The organism is Pseudarthrobacter sp. BIM B-2242 (assembly GCF_014764445.1).
In the GTDB taxonomy this organism is placed as follows: Bacteria; Actinomycetota; Actinomycetes; order Actinomycetales; family Micrococcaceae; genus Arthrobacter; species Arthrobacter luteus_A.
On the sequence record NZ_CP061721.1, the window covers coordinates 3,755,041 to 3,773,837 of the forward strand.

An 18,797-nucleotide genomic window follows, 5' to 3' on the forward strand; every position below is an offset into this window, starting at 1 on the left:
ACCGAAAATAGGCCACCATGACCACAACACCCACCCCGCTGCCTCTACTCCAACTGGAAGGAATCACAAAACGGTTCGGCGCCACACTCGCGCTCAACAATGTCCACTTCGACCTGCGTCCCGGTGAGGTACACGCCCTGATGGGTGAGAACGGTGCCGGAAAATCCACCCTGATGAAGGTCCTGGCCGGTAACGTCGCCCGTGACTCCGGGCGTATCGTGATGGACGGCACCGAAGTCGAGATCCGCACCCCGCAGGAAGCCGTTTCCCACGGGATCGCTATCATCCACCAGGAATTGAACACGGTCCCGGCGATGACAGTTGCCGAAAACCTTGCCCTGGGCCGCGAGCCCTCCACCAGAGTCGGATCGTTGGACCGGCGGGCCATGACCACCCAGGCCCGGGAAAAGCTCGCCAGAGTCGGCGCCCGAATCGACCCGCGAACCGAGCTCGGCCAGCTCAGCGTCGGCATGCAACAGATGGTTGAAATTGCCCGGGCCGTCAGCGAAGATGCCAGGATCTTGGTACTCGACGAACCAACGGCGGCTCTCTCCCGGACCGAAACGCTCCACCTGTTCGCCATCATCAACGAACTGCGCGCCGCCGGTGTCGGGCTCGTTTACATCTCCCATCGGATGGAAGAGGTCTGGGAACTCGCCGACCGCGTCACCGTTTTCCGTGACGGGGCGTACGTCGGCACCCGGGAAAAGAACGAAATCAGCCCTCCTGACGTCGTGCGGATGATGGTGGGACGCGATCTCGAGGACCTGTACCATCACGACCGGCACAGCCCGGGAGAGGTCATGTTGGATGTCAAAGACCTCACCGACGGAGGCGCCATCGGACCAGTCAGCTTCCACGTCCGCTCAGGCGAGGTCGTCGCCCTTTCCGGGCTCATTGGGGCCGGCCGCACAGAAACGGCCCGGATGATTTTCGGTGCCGACCAATCCCGCGGCGGAAAAGTCACCGTCCAAGGCAGGGCCGCAACCGCCTCCAGCCCGGCTCAGGCGATCGCTCATGGAATCGCCATGGTTCCCGAAGACCGCAAAGACCAGGCATTGTTTGTCTCCCACACGGTCGAGGACAACATCGCGGTCAGCTCCCTGGGTAATCACGTCACCGTAGGCGTGCTCCAACGGTCCAGGATCCGGGCGGCCGTGCGAAAGCAGATGGAACGCCTGCATCTCAGGCAAAACGCCCTGCGGCTGCCGGTCAGTGCACTTTCGGGCGGCAACCAGCAAAAAGCAGTGCTGGCCCGCTGGCTGATGCGACAGTCCGACGTGCTGATACTCGACGAGCCCACCCGGGGCGTGGATATCGGAGCAAAGAGCGAAATCTACGAGGTCATCAACGACCTTGCCAAGGCCGGCAAGGCCATCCTGGTCATCTCATCTGACCTGCCCGAAGCGATCGGCATCAGTGACCGTGTCCTCGTGATGCGCTCGGGCCGGATCGTGCACGAACTAAACTCACGCACCGCCAGCGAAGAGGACGTCATGTCCCACGCCACCGGTACAGCAACACGTACAAACGGAGAATTCAATGACTAACAAGGCTCTCAACCCCCAGGGCGCGGACGTCCGGCCAGAAGCGGTACCTCCGCCCAGCCGTGGCTTCGACTTCGCCTACTGGTGGGACCGCGTCGGCATCCTCGTGGTACTGATCGCCCTCGTGGCGCTGATGATAGTCATCGCCCCGAACTTCGCCAGCGTCAACAATCTGCTCAACATTGCCCGGTCCATTTCGATCAACGCGATTCTCGCCGCCGGAATGACGTTCGTCATTCTCGCCGCCGGAATCGACCTCTCCGTTGGTTCCATCCTGGCCGTCGCCGGAGTCTCATCGGTCATGGCAGGCATCGCAGGACTGCCAGCACCGATCGCGATCCTCGTCGGTGTCCTCACGGGCGCAGCCGCCGGACTGATCAACGGTATGCTCAGCGCCTACCTCTCCCTGGCCGCTTTCATCGTTACCCTCGGTACGATGACCTTCCTTCGGGGCTTGGCGTACACCATGACCGATGGACAACCCATCGTTTCCAACACACTCAATTTCCGGGACATCGGCAACGGATACCTGGCAGGCATACCGGTGCCGGTGGTGATCATGATCATCGTCTATGTCGCTGCGTGGTTCGTCCTGGAGCGCACCCGTTACGGTCGGCATGTCTACGCCGTCGGGGGCAACGCGGAGGCCGCCAGACTCGCAGGCATCAACGTCAAGCGCGTCATCACGTCCGTGTATGTCATTGCCGGAGTCTGCGCAGGACTCGCCGGCGTCATCTTCTCCGCCCGCGTCGTCTCGGCCCAGCCCACAGCCGGCACCGGCTACGAGCTCGACGCCATCGCCGCAGTCGTCCTGGGCGGCACCAGTCTTATCGGCGGACGGGGCCGGATCTATGGAACGCTCATCGGCTCCATCATTCTCGGGGTCCTGAGCACGGGCCTGATCCTGATGAACGTCCAGTTCTTCACCCAGCTGCTGATCAAAGGCCTCGTCATCATCCTCGCGGTGGCAATCGACAGCCTCAAACAACGAACGCTCCGACTGCCATGGTCCAGGGCCATCACAGCCCAGACGCCCTAGCGGCACACCCGATAACCGGCACGCATTTCATCGGCAACCAGGCCAGCTTCCGGAAGTGGTCCGCAGCAGCCCCATGCCAAAAAAACTGAGAGGAAAGCCCGTGGCATTGCCCACCATCGTCCTGACTGACACGCTTCCCGGTCACCGGAGCAACGAACCCGTGACCTTCGCCGTCGACGCCGACCTAAAGGAAAACGTCTGGACAGCAACCACCAGTACTGGAGAGACCCTCACCTGCCAACGGCTGCAAGCCCAGTCCACACCCGGCAAGACCAGTTTCATCACCGTCGCGAGCTTCGAAGGAAGCATGGAATTCACCCTTGCCGCACCCCTCACCGGACACGCCGAAGGGATCACCGAACTGGAACCTGTTGAACCTGATGCCTTCGTTCGCCTCGATACCGGATACTTCGACCTCGAAATGTGCTCGGGGACAGCCGAGGGCACAGGCTCTTCAAAATGGGGACTGCGCCATTTCGCCACCCTGAAGGAAGGCATCGACCTGCTGCCCTCCGGCAACAACGCCATCGGCGGCTTCTACGGCCCTTTCTTCACACCAGAAAACGGTCTCATCAACCCGCCCGAGCACACGACCGTCGAAATCGAAACAATTGAACACGGCCCTATCCTGCACCACTACCGGATGCACGGTACCGTTCCTGACGGCATTCTCGAGGAACTCAAGGGAAAGACCTTTTCCATCGACTGGAAGTTCACTCACGGCACGCCCTACTTCACGCGCAGCTACCGGGTAGACGACTTTCAGACCGTCATCAACGGCCGCTCAATAACCAACAAGATCACCGTCGGTGACGAATTCGAGGCCGGCCAGGGCGAGGTGGTATTTGACCGCTTTGAAGCATACGGAGGCACCCGGTACCGCTCTGGGGATCCGTACGCTGCCGAACTCGCAAAAATGGTGGATGAAACCATCGTGACCTCCACCTCAGACACGACGAAGTTCCGAGAATTCCGCCGCCAACTGACCGGCGATATTGAATCCGCCCACTGGGACCTGTACTGGCGTCTGTTCTGCAGCTGGGAGGGTGCCCTTGACAACGATGAGATCCGCAATCGCCTCACCCAGGTCCGCGCGAGCTCACACGTACTCGCTGACTTGCCCGACCGTAAATGGACCATCGCAAACGACCCCGTCAACGTCTCAGTTATGCCACACGAAACAATCTTCCCTGGACCAGCGTCCAAAACCGCTGAATTCCATTCGGAACTCGACAGAGCCATGATCTGGTGGACCTCTGCACCCTCTGGAGCCTTTCAGATTGTCCAGCGCCGTCAATCCGGCTGGGTTAACTGGGGCACCAACGGGGAGAATGAATGCCCAGAACTCCCCGTCGGCGTCCAGATCAAAACCGCCTACGGTATGTTCACCCACAACTGGCAGCATGTAGCCGACCAGCTGGAAACTCCCCCCACCGTTCGCACCGACTAAAACGGCCGCCGCTGGCTATCGCGAACCACGTTCCTGACGGTTCCTTGGTTGATGGGCTGGCCTCTGTCTGCGTCATTTTCCGGAGGTGCCTATGCGGCTGTGCCAGCCGTATATCGGACTGGATCTCGCTAGCCTCCCGAACTATGTCATCTCAGGAGACGCACGGATAAAAAGTCGTTGAAAGTGGAGAGTCTCCCCCACACGGTGCCACGTCAGATAATGAGTCCGTCACTTGTGCTGGACTCCCACTGTTCCGACGTACTCTGCGTTCCCGGCACTCGAAGTGACACGATGTCTCCGGGGGTGAGCCTGGTCAAAGTATCAGTCGGCTACCCAACCCCATACAGATAGGCAGACATATGGTGCATCGGCGCCTAAGTGGGACGAGTAGGAGCAGCTGCGAGAAGCCCCGTCCCATGCAGTGAGAAAAAGCAACGGCCTTCCGAAAGGCCGTTACCCATCCATGGGCGGCCGTATTCGGCGATGTTGATCAGCAGCAGCGTCAGCAGTTTTGAACGCATCTGTCCCAATGGATATCGCGTGGGGTGGGCCTTTCTGGATGAAAGCTGAAGCATCATTCGTCCTTTAGGTTAGATAACGCTTTGATAACGCTGTTGCGTCAACGCGTTTGACGAATCCACAGTTACATCAATCGTTTGAACCACGAGATCAAACGATTGATGCCGAAGGATCAAACGATTGATACAAGCTGTGAAGGGAGGCGGGCGAACCGATGTCGTTGGTTACCCTGAGGGACATTGCAAAAGAAGTCGGTGTATCCATCTCTGCCGTCTCGCTCGTCCTCAATGACCGCAGTGATGGCCGCGTTAATGCAGAAGCTGCGGCAAGGATCAGAGCCGTCGCCGAAGAACTTGGCTATGTCCCGAACCTGTTGGCCAGAGGCCTTAAGACCAAGCACTCGCTGACTATCGGATTGCTTTCCGATGGGGTGGCTTCTACTCCTTTTGCAGGACCGATGATCGCGGGCGCGCAAACAGTCGCTGCCGAATTCGGTTACCTACTGATGCTCATTGACACGGTAGGAATGACCGGGCTCGAAGCTCCTGCTGTAAAGGCGCTGCTTCAGCGGAACATTGAAGGTCTGATCGTCGCGCCTGACTACCACGCAATAGTGACGCTGCCACGTGTGCCGCGGTCTTTGCCCATAGTGGTCCTTGACGGTCGACCCGAAGACCCCACCATGTCGGATTGGGTTGTACCGGATGAAACGGGAGGCGCCTTTACCGCCACCCGGCACCTCATCGAGGCAGGCCACCGCCGCATCGCTATGTGCAACTTCGACAACAAGCGGTACGTAGCGACCAAGTTGCGCAGGCAGGGTTACGAGGAAGCCTTGCGCACCGCCGGTATCGAGCCTGACCCTTCTCTTCATGTGCTCGCTAAGGAACTCACCGCCGCAGCCGGTAAGGAGGCGGCACTGGAACTGTTGTCGAGGTCAGATCGGCCTACCGCTGTGTTCTGTTTCTCGGACAAATTGGCCTTCGGCGTTTACCAGGCCGCCGCGCAGTTGGGTCTGCGGATCCCCGAGGACCTGTCCATCGTTGGCTTCGATAACCACGCCTTTGTTGCCGAGAGCCTTCTGCCCGGGCTGACGACGGTCCAGTTGCCTCACCATGAGATGGGCGTCTGGGCAGCGAGGCGCCTCATCGAACGCAGCCAGGAAGCCGGGGAACCCGGCCCTGTCGTCTCACAACTTGCCCATTGCCCGTTAGTAGAACGTGCGTCCGTCGGGCCACCACGGGCTTAACCCTTTTGTAAACAAAGAATCCGAGCTTACTGCTACGGACATGCAGTCCTGCCCTTAAGGGCATCGGCTAACAACTCAGAGAGGAGTTCGCATCATGCGAGCAATTTCCCGTCGTCAGGTCCTTGCTGGCCTTGGCGCGCTCAGCGTCAGCGCCTTGGCACTTACAGCATGCAACCCGGCCGGCCAGCAGGGTGGGTCATCCGGTAGCGGAACATTCAAAATTCTGCAGTACGAAGATCCCACCACGCCGCAGGGCCAGGGCTGGCAGAAGGCAGTCGAGCTGTTCAAGGCGAAGCACCCGGACGTGACCATTGACGTCCAGCAGACAAGCTTCGATGCCTTCCGGCAGAACGCCAAAATTCTCTTGAGCGGTAACGACGTTCCTGACGTGGTTGAGTTCAATAAAGGCAACGCGGATGGCGGCCAGCTGGCGTCCCAGGGTCTGCTCGAGCCACTCAACGACGCGGTCAGCCAGTTCGGCTGGGATAAGAAAGTTTCCGGTTCGATGGCCGCGTTCGCCAAGTACGACGAGGAAGGCAAAGCCGGCTCGGGCGACTGGTACGGCATCCCGAATGTCGGCGAATACGTGTACTTCTACTACAACAAAGCAAAGTTCGCGAAAGCCGGCATTACCGACCTGCCAACCGATCTCGCCTCTTTCGAAGCCGCCATGGATAAGTTGAAAGCGGCAGGCGAAGTGCCCATCTCCAGCTCGGCCAGCACAAGCCAGGGCTTCAACCAGATGTGGGTCTGGTACTCGCTGGTCTCTGCAGAAGCCAGCCGCAAAGACATCGACGACTTCATGTTCATCCGGGACGCAGTCGATTTCAAATCCGGCCCATGGAAGTCCGGAACGGAGCGTTTCCAACAGTGGATCGACAAGGGATACGTGGGTGACCAGCTGGGTGGCCTCTCTTTCGAACAGGCAACAGTGAACTTCCTTTCGGAAAAGGCCGCGATGCTGCCTTGGAATAACGGCATGTTTGCTCGCATCCGGAAGGACGCCGCGTTCGACTGGGGCTTCTTCATCATGCCTGGCGCCAACCTCTCCATGGGCTCCTCCGGGCATCTTTGGGGTGTCCCCGCCAAGTCCAACAACAAAGAACTCGCCTATGACTGGATCGAGACCACGCTCAGCCCTGAGGTCCAGAACCTCATCGGCGAGAAGGGCGGCCTGCCGCTGGCAGGTGACATCAATGTCATTTCCGACCCTCTGACAAAGGAACTGACCGAAAAGTTCAATGAACTAGTGAAGGCAGACACCCTTTCCTTCTACCCGGACTACCCCGTACCCGGGTTCTTGGATTTCATCCAGAACCACATGCAGGCTATGTCGAACAAGAACGAAACAGCCTCCGAGTACCTGGACGCCCTGCAGGCGTTCTATGACAAGGGCACGAAGAACTAGCACTCCCGGGACGGGGTGCAGCATCTCCAGCTGTGCCCCGTCCCGGACACCACCTCATCCCCCTCAACGAATGGAACCTTGCCGTGAGCAATGGACTGGCGCCGCGATTGCGCCGACCGAGCGGCTACTGGCTATACCTCATACCGATCTTCATCGGTTTCCTGGCCGTGGTCGGTATCCCCTTTGGAACCAATGTCTACTTCTCCCTTTTCCGCTGGAAAGGAGGGGCAGCACCGATGCGCTGGAACGGTCTGGACAACTACGTCACCTTGTTCGCCGACGTCGAATTCTGGACATCGCTCCGCAATTCAATCTTCATGGTGATCGCCATCGTCGTGATCCCCACCATCATCGGCCTCCTCCTGGCGGCGTTGCTGACCGAGACAATCGGCCGACGCTTCGGTCCCAGGATCGCCAGCTTTCTTCGTGCCACCTACTACCTTCCCCAGATTCTGCCGATCGCCGTCGCCGGTTTCATGTGGAGCTGGATCCTGGACCCATCCAATGGCGCCATCAACACCTTTCTGCAGTCAGTTGGGGCGAAGGGGCCGGACTGGCTGGGAAACCCTGACCTGGCCATTTATGCGGTGATGCTGATGCTCATCTGGCTGCAGATCGGCTACCCGCTGGTCATCTTCATGGCGGCCCTGTCCCGGGTGGATCCCGAGCTTTACGAGGCGGCTGCCTTGGATGGTGCCGGCAAGTGGCGCCAATTCCGGGCCATCTCCGTGCCCACTATCCGGCCCGAGATCTTCATCGTCGTGCTGACAGCCACCGTGGCCGCGCTGAAAGTCTTCGCCCCCATCCTGATCCTGACAGGAGGCGGTCCGGAAGGATCAACCGTCGTCCCGTCCTACTACGCCTACCGCAACTTCTTCGAACTGTCCCAGGTGGGATACGGCTCGGCCATCTCCACCGTCATGGCCCTTGTTATTTTTGCCATTGCAGCGCTCATGCTGTGGTGGCAGCGCAGGCAGGAAGCACAATGAGCACTACGCAAACCCGGGAAAAAGTGAGTTTCACGCCTAAGCCCGCGCACAACCGAGCTCAGCGCCGGACGCCCAGCGAATGGGTGCTGCTTGCCGTGGCGGTCATCGCGGGCATCGCGATTTTCGCGCCTTTTGGCCTGATCATCCTCAATGCCTTCAAATCCACGCAGGACTATTCAAGCAACGGTCCGCTGAGCTGGCCGACATCCTTTTCAGTAGACGCCTTCGTTAACTACCTGGGCAGGGTCAACTTCGGCCAGGCCTTCTGGAACTCGGTCATCATTTCACTGCTCGTGGCAGCGATAGCGGTGGTGCTCTCCCTCATGAGCGCCTACCCGCTGGGAGTGGGCCGCGTAAAAGCCAACGGTATAGTCCTGGCCGTACTGCTGGTTGCCACCATGCTCCCGCATGAAGCCCTGATCTACCCGCTGTTTTATGGCGCCCAAGCCACGGGAACCTTTAACACCGTGTGGAGCGTCATCATTGTCTTCTCCGTCCTGCAAGCGGCATACGGAACATACCTCCTGGCCAGCGTCATGGGCGCCATCCCCAAAGAACTGATCGAGGCAGCCCAGCTGGACGGGGCCAGCCGGTGGCAAATCCTCTGGAAGGTACTGGTGCCCATCCTGCGACCGAGCCTGGCCGTCCTGGTGGTGTTCTTCTTCATCTGGACCTGGAACGAGTTCTACATCCCCGTCGTACTCCTCGCCGACCAGTCGTCCCAGACCATCCCCATTGCACTGGCCACACTTCGCGGCCAACACAACATCGACATCACCGTCCTCAACGCCGGCTCGCTCCTGTCGTTGCTGCCAACCCTCGTTTTCTTCCTGCTCTTCCAGCGCACCCTCGTGCGTGGCGTCGCAGCCGGAGCAGTCAAGTAAGCCATTCCGGCTACGAAAATTCCACCGAAAGGAACCCCGCCAAGTGACCATCCAATGGGCCACTATGCCCCCGGGCGTCAGCAGCCGCTCCATCAACGCCGAAAACTTCACCGGCATGCCAGGTCAGGGTGCACAAGCCTCCTCCAACCTCGGCCCCGGCCGCAAGGGATCCGCCTGGATCCACATCCCTTCAGGGGAAACAGCCACGCTGGCCGAAATCGAAGGCCCCGGAGTAATCCGCCACATCTGGCTGACCGTTGACCACCGCACCGACGCCGGACCGTTCGTCCTGCGCGACCTGGTCCTCCGGATGTACTGGGACAACTCAGAAATCCCGAGCGTCGAGGTCCCCTTGGGAGACTTCTTCTGCAACGGCTTTGCACAGCGGGCGCTGGTAACCTCCGAGCCCATTGTTGTCGCTCCAACCGGTGGCATGAACAGCTTCATACCCATGCCTTTCCGCGAAGGGGCACGCATTACGATCGAGAATCAGCACGGCGGAGAACTCACCCACTTCTTCTACCAAATCGACTACACCGTCGGGGACGATGTAGCAGACGCGATGTACTTCCACGCCCAATGGCGCCGATCAAACGGCAATCTTCCGCACGGCGAGGATCACGTCATTCTCGACGGCGTGCAGGGCCGCGGCAGCTACCTCGGCACCTACGTCGCCCTTGCTTCCCTGCAGCGGTACTGGTGGGGCGAAGGAGAGGTTAAGTTCTACGTGGATGACGACACCGACTACCCCACCCTGTGCAGCACAGGCCTCGAAGATTATGCCGGCGGCGCCTGGGCATTCCAGGACGAGCTGCGAACCGTCCCGGACCCCAAAGTCCTCACCTTCAACGCCCCCTATTTCGGGTACCCATTCCACGAGACCGTTGACCAGACCAGGGCCGCGCCCTTCCACCCAGGGATGCCTCCCATGCATGGCATCTACCGCTGGCATATCCCGGACCCCATTTACTTCCAGGAGCGCCTGCGTGTGACAGTCCAGCAAATTGGTACTTGGGACCACGGAGGACTGTTCGAACGCAGTGACGACATCTCCACGACGGCGTATTGGTACCAGGACAGCGTCAACCAGCAGGTTCCGCAGCTTCCCGGCGCCCAGCAACGCTGGCCGAGGTAAAAAAACCGGCCAGGCGAAGGTTTTCCGGACAGGTATTCATTTGCAGTCCGCCCGGGCATCCGACCTGGCCATGCACGACCTAAACGCCTGTTCGACGGATGCGGCGATAATCGTCGCCGCATCCGTCCAACTCACTCCCGCGTTTTGCTCGCAGCTGCTTTCCCCCCAGCCACGTCCAGCGGCTCTCGCTCCGAAACTGCGCTGGAACTTACCCCGGCTCCCGGGCTGCCGATAAGAACGCATGCAAACGGGAGGTACTTTCGCCGCATGCGTAGGCGACCCGGACGCCGCATACAATTCATCCCGCTGTGCCAAACAAAGAAGGATTGTCCCGACCATGGCATTCCCAGGACTGTACGAGCCCGACCGAGGGGGCAACGTCCTCACCGTAATAGGAGAGTCACTCATCGATCGGATTCAGTCAGAGCAACGCTCCCCCATCGCCGACTACGTCGGTGGGAGTCCCCTGAACGTTGCCGTGGGTTGCGCCCGACTGGGAGTGCAGACGCGCCTCGTGACACATGTCGGCAAGGATGACCACGGTCAGTTAATTTTCGACCACCTGGCCCACAACGACGTGGAAATCGTCACCGGTGGAACTGCGCCCACGTCCACAGCTACAGCCACCCTTGGTCCCGATGGCAGTGCCAGCTACGAATTCTCCCTTGACTGGGACCTCTCCAGCGCCTCGCTTGCCGCATGGGCAAGCTTCGAAACATCCTCCCACCTGCACACCGGCTCCATCGCAACAATGCTGATGCCGGGTGCCCATACGGCTTACACACTGCTGCACGACGCCAAGGACATGGCAACCATCAGCTACGACCCCAACTGCCGACCAAGTATCATCCAGGACGTGGGCTTCGCCCGGCAGCAGGCAGAGCACTTTGTCGGCATCAGCGACATCGTGAAGGCCAGTGATGAGGACCTCCAGTGGCTGTACCCGGATAAGAGCATTGACCTGGCCATGCAGCACTGGCTGGAACTAGGGCCAGCACTTGTCATCGTTACCAAGGGCGCTCACGGACCTGTTGCCCTCACCCGGCACTTCCGTCTCGAACTGCCCGCAGATTCCATAGTCGTGGCAGACACCGTAGGGGCAGGTGACTCTTTTATGGCCGCACTGATCGCCGCCCTGAACCAACTGGATCTTCTTGGCCCATCTAAGCGTGAGGACCTTATGAACCTTGACCAGGAGCAGCTACTCGCCGTATTGCGCTACGCGATAAGGGCATCTGGAATTACATGTTCGCGTGCCGGGGCCAATCCTCCACAGCTGGGCGAGCTAGGAACGGTAACAGCTCCTGCCTAAGCCAACAAAGTGCCGCTTCCCGACAATCTCCCGGTTCCGGAAAATGCCACCCGACCCACGCCTAGACCAGGGGATCCGCGGGAAAGCCTAACGGCAAACCAAGCGGCCCCCACCCAAAAGACAAGAAATCAAAAGGAGATGGATCCATTGACGATTATGCCTGCCGGGCAAGACCGCCCGGTTCTCTATGCCGAGTTCACTGCGTTGCCGGGAAATGCCGACATAGTTCAGAGCCTCCTCAAAGACCTGGCACAACAGGTTCGCCAGGAACCTGGCAACGTCCTCTTCGTTACACATCGGGAAACTGAACGCCCCGAGCGATTCTTCGTATATGAGGAATACGCGGACGCTGCTGCCTTCGAAGCGCATATCAACGCGAGCTATGGCGCTAAGTTCAACCAAGCTCTCGGTCCACTGATCGTTGAAGACAGGTCGCAACTCACATGGCTAAATCCACTCTGAGACCCTATCCCGTCATACCCTCAGTAGGAGTGAGGCCATGAGAATTGGATCCTCACCAGTGGCGACTGCCCCGCACTGAACGCGGCAGCGTCCCCTCCGTCTACGCGACGCCTCCTGGACAACCTCCTGGGCGTGGCCGCCATCGACTCCGTGCTGGAAAGCTTCCGGGGCACCATGCTGGCGCTCAAAGGCACCGAAATCCAGCACTTCGGCTTCCAGGAAGCCCTGGGCCAGCTCAGATCGTCCCAGAGAAGCGTTACGACGAAGCCGCCGTGCTGTTGGCTGACGCGCACCTGCTGCCCTCGGCCGAGCCCAGTTTTACGAGGAAAGGAAAATCATGGCAATTCAGCAACTCATGCTTAAGAAGGATGAAAGGCTCATTGCAGACTTTGTAGTCGCAACCCCTGAGGAGCGCGACAGCAAACTCGACAGAGCCGTGTCCGCCGCCCGCACTCTGGCTTCCATCGACGCCCGCCTCGGGATTCTGGTAACCCGGCACGACTTCTGGCGATTTTCGGTAGCCCTGAGTGCGGACATCCCCTTCGGCCAGATCCAGGAATGCGATTTTGCGCAAGCGTGAGGTGGGCTCAGTCAGCTGAGTTGCTGAGGTGACCGGCATTGCACCAGTACCGTGACGCGAGCATCGAGGATTCCGCCAAGTGCGGGTCGGCTAACCGCTTACGATACTTCTGCACGGATTAGGGACCGGTACTTCTGAGTTCGGCCGGGGTCACCTCACCTGACCCCCGTTCGATTAGGCGGGTATGAAGCTGGATTGTTCGGGGGGAGCCGGTGTCGCCGGCTATCCGCTGAAAGAGAAGTTCGGCAGCAGCGGTCCCGAGCCCGGCAGGGTCCTGGGCAATGACTGTGATACCCGGCGTGAGCAGGTCGAAGAGTTCAAAGTCGTCGAACGCTACGTGCGCGACCTTCAGTGACGTCGTTGCCAACGCCCGTAAAGTGGCAAGCGTGCTCACGCTGTTCCCTGTGAACATGGCCGACGGAGGAGACGCCAGGCTCTGCATCTTAAGCAGATGGGAGCGGATCTGAGGAGAATCCGGATTTCCTAAGGCGACAAGATCCGGGTCCACGGGGATCCCATGCCGGTCCAGCGCTTCCTTGTATCCCTCAAACCGCTCCGCTCCCGTGTAAAACGATGGGGACTCCCCGATATAGGTGATCTTGCGGTGCCCATGGCGAATCAGATGTTCAACCCCCATGCGGGCTCCGGCCCGGTTATCGCTCAATACAGTGTCAGCATTCAAACCCTGTGCTGGACAGTCCAGGAACACCACGGCAAGCCCCGACGATATCTCCGGTGCGAGGTAAGCGTGATCGGTTGATGAGGGAATGATGATGAGCCCGTCAACCTGGCGCGACGAGAGACTGAAGGTCAGCTGGCGTTCCCGTCCAGGATCATCGGTGGATGAAGCAGCAAAAAGGTGCGCACCGCGGCCAGACGCGACGCGTTCAACGGCACGTGCGATGGAGGACTGAAAGGGTTCTGAAATGTCCTTCACGACGAGCCCGACAGTGGAGGTTTGTCCATGCCGCAACGCCGCCGCTGCAGCATTGCGGCGAAATCCGAGTGTCCCAATCGAGGCCAGCACCGCTTTGCGGGTGCTCGCTTTGACCCCGGCTTCCTCATTAACGACGCGGGACACCGTCTTAAGGGAAACGCCGGCATGTGCCGCCACATCTTTGATCGTGGGACGTTGAGGCTTTACATCTGTGCTCGCGTTCCCGGCTGAGGACGACATAGGCACGTCTCCGCCCTCCTTTCACTGGCAAAAAGCTGGATACATACACAGTAATCGAAGCCGGGAAGACAACGATATCTACAATTATGTCGTTCTATTAAGACTCTTAAGCCACTAACTTAGAACGTCAAACGGCAACACTTGACTGTGAGACAGATCACTCTAAAGACTGAGTAGCGACAACGTTGTCATACTCCCCATAAAAGTTGAGAGGAAGATCAATGGCGATGCCTAAATCCCTGCTCGCGCTTTGCGCAGCTGTAGGACTGACGCTAACTGCTTCTGGATGCTCGTCCACCCCGTCAAATGATGGCCCGGAGCAGGTGAACCTGCGCTGGGCGATGTCGGCAGACTCCCAGGCGGAAGTTGACGTCTGGAAACATCTGGCCGACATGGTTCACGAAAAGCACCCGAACATTACTGTCACGTTCGAGAGCACTGCCTTTCAGAGCTACTACGACAAACTCAATACCCAGGCCGCGAGCAACAGCCTCCCCTGTATCGCCGGCTTGCAAGCCCAGCGTGTTCCTGACGTCGGCAAGCTGTTCAAAGACCTCAAGCCGCTCTATGAAAAGGACACCTCCTTCTCATTGGCCAGTTACGAGGAATCGATTACTAAGGGTCTGACCCAGGACGGTAAGCAGCTCGCTGTGCCCTATGACCTGGGACCGTATGTCCTTTACTACAACAAGGACATGTTCGACGCTGCCGGGATCCCCGCACCTAAGCCCGGGTGGACAAAGGATGAGTTCCTTGCCGCCGCGAAGGCACTGACCAACGACGGCAAGTACGGCTACGCCGCAGACGGCACCCCGGACATGTGGCTTCCCTACGTTCTCAGCATCGGCGGTGACTACCTCAAGGACGGCGAGCCGGACCTGACAAACGACAAGGTTGTCGAAGGTTTCTCCTTTGTCACTGGACTTGCCACTGACGAGAAGGTCGCTCCGGTGGTTCCGGCGACCGGTACTGCCAACTGGCCGGCCGACCAATTCCGCAACGGCAACGCCGCAATGTATATCGATGGTCCCTGGCAGCTGATCAATGCCAAGAAGAACGTCGACTTCACGCTCGGGCTCGCCACCGTCCCCGCTTTCGATGGGAAGTCTGTGACCACGATGTCCGGCACAGGTTTCGGCGTGACTGCAGCCTGTGAGCATCCGGAGGAGGCGTGGAAGGCAGTTTCGGTGATCATCGGCAAGGACGCGCAGGAGTACATTGCCAACGCCGGCCGTGGTTTCCCTGCCTACACCGAAGCGCAGGAGCTTTGGTACTCCACTGCTTCAGTGGACGGGGCCAAGGAAGCCATTGACGCAGCATTGGAAACGGTCGATGTCTATGAAACCGCGCCCAAGTGGAACCGGCTGTCGGCGCTCCTTCAGCAGTACGCAGTGGAGGCCTTCAGTGGCAGCAAGTCCCCGCGCGACGTGCTCACCCAGGTCCAGCAACAGGTCTCTCAGTAAGGAGGACAGGCGGGGGCTTAGCTTAGGCCCCCGCCTCACCCGGCATGGCATCAACCCTGTCCACTGACAACAACCGTCGAAGCTCCATCAAGCCGACTGCCTCCTCCCCCACTCCCCGCAGGCGCAAGTCAGGCGATCGCGCGGCGGTCCTCGGATTTCTGGCCCCCAACCTCGCCGGTTTCCTGCTGTTCACCCTCGTCCCGATCGGCGCCTCCCTCGCGCTAAGCCTCTATGAGTGGCCGCTGATCGGCGAAGCCACATTTTCAGGCTTTGAGAACTTTGTACGCCTCTTCACCAAAGACCCCGTCTTCTGGGAAGTTGTCGGCAATACGTTCTACTTCGTGGTTGGATACGTCGTCCTAAACCTCATCGTCTCACTGAGCCTGGCAGTCTGGCTTACGTCCCGCATCCGGTTCGCTGGCCTGTTCCGGTTTGCCTTCTTCCTCCCGGTCGTAGCTCCCATGGTCGCAAATGCCGTGGTCTGGCGGCTGCTGTTCACCCCCGATGACGGCCTTATCGCCTGGGCGACAAGGACATTCACCGGACTGGAAGCTCCCAACTGGCTGGGATCGAGCGAATGGGCAATGCCGGCAGTCATCATCATGTCCGTCTGGGCCGGGTTCGGCTACAACATGATTATCTTTGTCGCCGCAATTGAGAGCGTCCCTGACAGCCTCTACGAAGCGGCAGCGATAGACGGTGCCGGGTGGTGGCGGCGCCTTCTCGGAGTCACTCTGCCCCTGATCAGCCCGAGCATGTTCTTCGCTACGGTCATGACTGTTATTTCATCACTCCAGGTCTTCGCCCAACCGTACATTCTCACCGGCGGCGGCCCCGGCTCGTCAACGACGACCCTGGTCTTCTACCTCTACAAGCAAGGCTTCCAGGGATACGAGATGGGCTACGCGTCCTCAATCGCCTGGTCGCTCTTCGTCCTGATCATGGGCATTACGTTCCTCCAGTTCCGCGCCCAAAAGAGATGGGTACACTACGCATGAGCACCATCACAACACGGCAAATACCGCCGCTTTTAAGAACAATCGGCAGTTGGACCTCGCACATCCTGCTCATCCTCACAGCGCTGATTACTCTGGTCCCATTCGTCTGGATGATCTCAACAGCCCTGAAACCATCCAGCGAGGTGTTCTCAACACCCCCGAAACTTATCGGCTCCTCCATCCAATGGGGCAACTTCGCCGACGCGTGGAACTATCTCCCATTTGGCAGGTTCATGCTCAACGGAGTCCTCGTCTCTGCTTTAGGGACCCTGCTCGTCGTCATCACCAGCGCGATGGCTGCATACGCGTTCTCCCGCCTGCGCTGGCGTGGACGGAACGGGGTTTTCCTCATCTACCTGGGGACCCTCATGATCCCGCAGGAAGTGCTGATCGTCCCCATGTTCATCCTGATGCGGAACCTCGGATGGGTGAATTCATACCAAGCCCTCATCATCCCCTGGGCTTTCACCGCCTTCGGAACTTTCCTGCTCCGCCAATTCTTCCTCACGCTCCCCGACGAGCTTGAGGACGCAGCGCGAATCGACGGCGCCAACCGCTTCACCAGCTTCACACAAATCCTTCTGCCCCTTGTCCGGCCGGCACTGGGAACCCTCGCCGTCTTCACCTTCATCGGTTACTGGAACAGCTTCCTTTGGCCCCTGCTGATCGTCAGTGACGTGAACATGGCCACGGTTCCACTGGGACTGAACATGTTTCTTGGCCAAACAGGTAACCAGTGGAACCTCCTCATGGCGGCCTCCACTATTTCCATCCTTCCGAGCGTCCTCATGGTGCTCGGTCTGCAGCGCTACCTCGTCAAGGGCATCGCACTCAGCGGCCTCGGCGGACGCTGAAGCACCTAACCATTCACACGAAAGGAACAAACTACGTGAGCTCTATCTACTACCAGCACCCAAACACCTGGTTCGGGGACTGCATGCCGGTCTACGCCGAAGGCGCCTTCCATCTCTACCATCAGCGAGATACCCGCAAGCCCGGACCCTTCGGGGAACCGTTCGGCTGGGCACTGGCCAGGACTAGGGACTTCGTCAATTACGAGGACCTGGGCGAATCACTGGAAAAGGGCGCCGACGACGCCCAGGACCAGTTCATCTTTGCCGGCAGCGTCTTCGAAGCCAAGGGGACTTACTACGCCCTCTACACCGGCTACAACCGGGATTACCCAGATCAGGGCAAGGCCTCCCAGGTGCTCATGATCGCTACAAGCACCGACTTGGTGAACTGGAGCAAGACCGACCGCTCACTCGTGGTCCCCCAGGAGGGCTACGACAAAGACGACTGGCGCGACCCGTTCATCCTGTGGGACGACGAACGCGAAGTCTTCCTCATGATCCTCGGCGCCCGACTCGACGGCGACAAGAAACTGCTTACCGGGCGCACAGTTGCCTTCACTTCCACTGACCTGGAGAACTGGGAATTCGAAGGCGACTTCTGGGCCCCGGACCTGTACACCATGCACGAAATGCCGGACCTGTTCAAAATGGGCGAGTGGTGGTACCTGCTCACCACCGAGTACAGCGACAAGAGCAAAACGGTCTACCGTATGAGCCGTTCACTCAGCGGACCCTGGAGCGCGCCCGTGGATGATGCCTTCGACGGCCGCTCCTACTACGCCGCGCGGTCGGCCTCTGACGGAGAGCACCGGTACCTCTTCGGCTGGGTCGCAACCAAGGAAGATGAACAGGACAGTTCGCCCTGGCAATGGGGCGGAACACTCGTTGTGCATGAGCTTTACCAGCGCACCGACGGTTCCCTCGGCGTGAGGATTCCCGACACGGTCACCGGCGCCTTCTCGCACCAGAAGCAGCTTCTGGAGCAGCCGGAAGCCGTCCGCAACGCAGACGGCCGCGCCCAGCTCACCCTCGCTGAACGCTCGGGCGATACGTTCCTGTGGGAGACAACCCTCAGCATCGCCGAAGGTACCCGCTCTTTCGCCCTCCTGCTAGCCCAGGATGAAGCCTCCGGAGACGCGTACGAATTCCTCTTTGAAGTGGGCGAAAACCGCCTGCGCTTCGACAAAGTTCCCAACTACCCATGGAACCGCTACGACAACAAGGGACTTGAGCGACCCTTCACGATCACGCCGGACGACAAAATCCACATCCAAGTGGTTGTCGACCGTAGCATCGCGACGGTCTACGCCAACGGCGTCGCCCTCAATGCCCGAATCTACGATGTTAAGGGCCAATCTCTCGCCATTCAGGCCATCGACGGCGAAGTCACGGTCCACGAGTCAGTACTCCGGCATCTAAGCCAAGAACGCGCTGAAACATCCTTGGAAGAGGAAGTTTCCATCGCTTAAGGCCCAAGGCGTTGGTACGGCGAGGTCTATCTCGCCGTACCAACGCATCCTATTCATTAACCGCTCCAGCGTGCTTACGCTAGTACACCCCAACCTGACGTCCGGGCGCCTGGCCAGGGAGGATTCGCCTATCGGTGGAGCTCCGCTCTTGTTCTCAGAGACCTGTCGACCCGCAAGGGAATGACATCGCCAGCCCAGCCCCAGCCGATTTCCATCAAGCCCGATTTTTCGCATTATTTCGATGATTCTCGGGCTACCGCAC

The 18,797-nt window shown here is 59.4% G+C and carries 16 protein-coding genes; 15 read left to right on the plus strand and 1 reads right to left on the minus strand.

Features of this window, described 5'->3' with window-relative positions; all coding sequences use genetic code 11:
* The first annotated feature begins 17 nt into the window (after positions 1-17).
* The 11 genes from IDT60_RS17355 to IDT60_RS17405 all read left to right on the plus strand — a co-directional run bounded on the left by IDT60_RS17355 (position 18) and on the right by IDT60_RS17405 (position 12,574).
* Positions 18-1,550 (plus strand): sugar ABC transporter ATP-binding protein, encoded by a 1,533-nt coding sequence (locus IDT60_RS17355; protein ID WP_191079994.1) that lies wholly within the window; start codon positions 18-20, stop codon positions 1,548-1,550.
* Positions 1,543-2,586, plus strand: coding sequence for a ribose ABC transporter permease (locus tag IDT60_RS17360; RefSeq protein ID WP_191079995.1), 1,044 nt, complete (start codon positions 1,543-1,545; stop codon positions 2,584-2,586). Before IDT60_RS17355 ends, IDT60_RS17360 begins: the two co-directional genes overlap by 8 nt.
* 100 nt (positions 2,587-2,686) lie before the next feature.
* Positions 2,687-4,036, plus strand: a complete 1,350-nt coding sequence (locus tag IDT60_RS17365; RefSeq protein ID WP_191082004.1) for a hypothetical protein — start codon at positions 2,687-2,689, stop codon at positions 4,034-4,036.
* 733 nt (positions 4,037-4,769) lie between these two features.
* Positions 4,770-5,804: a LacI family DNA-binding transcriptional regulator gene (locus tag IDT60_RS17370; protein WP_191079996.1), complete on the plus strand. Its 1,035-nt coding sequence runs from the start codon at positions 4,770-4,772 to the stop codon at positions 5,802-5,804.
* A 94-nt stretch (positions 5,805-5,898) separates the two neighbouring features.
* The gene (locus IDT60_RS17375) at positions 5,899-7,212 is read left to right on the plus strand and encodes an ABC transporter substrate-binding protein (RefSeq protein WP_191079997.1); all 1,314 of its coding nucleotides are present in this window, start codon (positions 5,899-5,901) and stop codon (positions 7,210-7,212) included.
* 83 nt (positions 7,213-7,295) lie between these two features.
* Entirely contained in the window at positions 7,296-8,201 is a 906-nt protein-coding gene (locus IDT60_RS17380) for a carbohydrate ABC transporter permease (RefSeq protein WP_223883784.1), read from the plus strand.
* A complete protein-coding gene (locus tag IDT60_RS17385; RefSeq protein WP_191079998.1) occupies positions 8,198-9,085 on the plus strand; it encodes a carbohydrate ABC transporter permease in 888 nt (295 codons plus the stop codon). The genes IDT60_RS17380 and IDT60_RS17385 overlap by 4 nt, the downstream gene beginning before the upstream one ends.
* A gap of 43 nt (positions 9,086-9,128) precedes the next feature.
* The gene (locus tag IDT60_RS17390; RefSeq protein ID WP_223883785.1) at positions 9,129-10,220 is read left to right on the plus strand and encodes a glycoside hydrolase family 172 protein; all 1,092 of its coding nucleotides are present in this window, start codon (positions 9,129-9,131) and stop codon (positions 10,218-10,220) included.
* A gap of 337 nt (positions 10,221-10,557) precedes the next feature.
* Positions 10,558-11,532: a carbohydrate kinase gene (locus tag IDT60_RS17395; protein WP_191079999.1), complete on the plus strand. Its 975-nt coding sequence runs from the start codon at positions 10,558-10,560 to the stop codon at positions 11,530-11,532.
* 138 nt (positions 11,533-11,670) lie between these two features.
* The gene (locus tag IDT60_RS17400) at positions 11,671-11,994 is read left to right on the plus strand and encodes a putative quinol monooxygenase (protein ID WP_191080000.1); all 324 of its coding nucleotides are present in this window, start codon (positions 11,671-11,673) and stop codon (positions 11,992-11,994) included.
* Positions 11,995-12,331: 337 nt separating this feature from the next.
* Positions 12,332-12,574, plus strand: coding sequence for a hypothetical protein (locus IDT60_RS17405; RefSeq protein ID WP_223883786.1), 243 nt, complete (start codon positions 12,332-12,334; stop codon positions 12,572-12,574).
* A gap of 118 nt (positions 12,575-12,692) precedes the next feature.
* On the opposite strand, the gene IDT60_RS17410 is transcribed toward IDT60_RS17405, so the two are convergent.
* Positions 12,693-13,688: a LacI family DNA-binding transcriptional regulator gene (locus tag IDT60_RS17410; protein WP_255527064.1), complete on the minus strand. Its 996-nt coding sequence runs from the start codon at positions 13,686-13,688 to the stop codon at positions 12,693-12,695.
* 404 nt (positions 13,689-14,092) lie between these two features.
* On the opposite strand from IDT60_RS17410, the gene IDT60_RS17415 reads away from it, so the two are divergent.
* The 4 genes from IDT60_RS17415 to IDT60_RS17430 are packed head-to-tail and all read left to right on the plus strand — an operon-like array spanning position 14,093 to position 18,535.
* A complete protein-coding gene (locus tag IDT60_RS17415) occupies positions 14,093-15,214 on the plus strand; it encodes a sugar ABC transporter substrate-binding protein (protein ID WP_223883787.1) in 1,122 nt (373 codons plus the stop codon).
* Positions 15,215-15,258: 44 nt separating this feature from the next.
* A complete protein-coding gene (locus tag IDT60_RS17420; protein WP_191080003.1) occupies positions 15,259-16,212 on the plus strand; it encodes a carbohydrate ABC transporter permease in 954 nt (317 codons plus the stop codon).
* Positions 16,209-17,066, plus strand: coding sequence for a carbohydrate ABC transporter permease (locus IDT60_RS17425; protein ID WP_191080004.1), 858 nt, complete (start codon positions 16,209-16,211; stop codon positions 17,064-17,066). The genes IDT60_RS17420 and IDT60_RS17425 overlap by 4 nt, the downstream gene beginning before the upstream one ends.
* 35 nt (positions 17,067-17,101) lie before the next feature.
* Positions 17,102-18,535: a glycoside hydrolase family 32 protein gene (locus IDT60_RS17430; protein ID WP_191080005.1), complete on the plus strand. Its 1,434-nt coding sequence runs from the start codon at positions 17,102-17,104 to the stop codon at positions 18,533-18,535.
* The last annotated feature ends 262 nt before the right edge of the window (positions 18,536-18,797 follow it).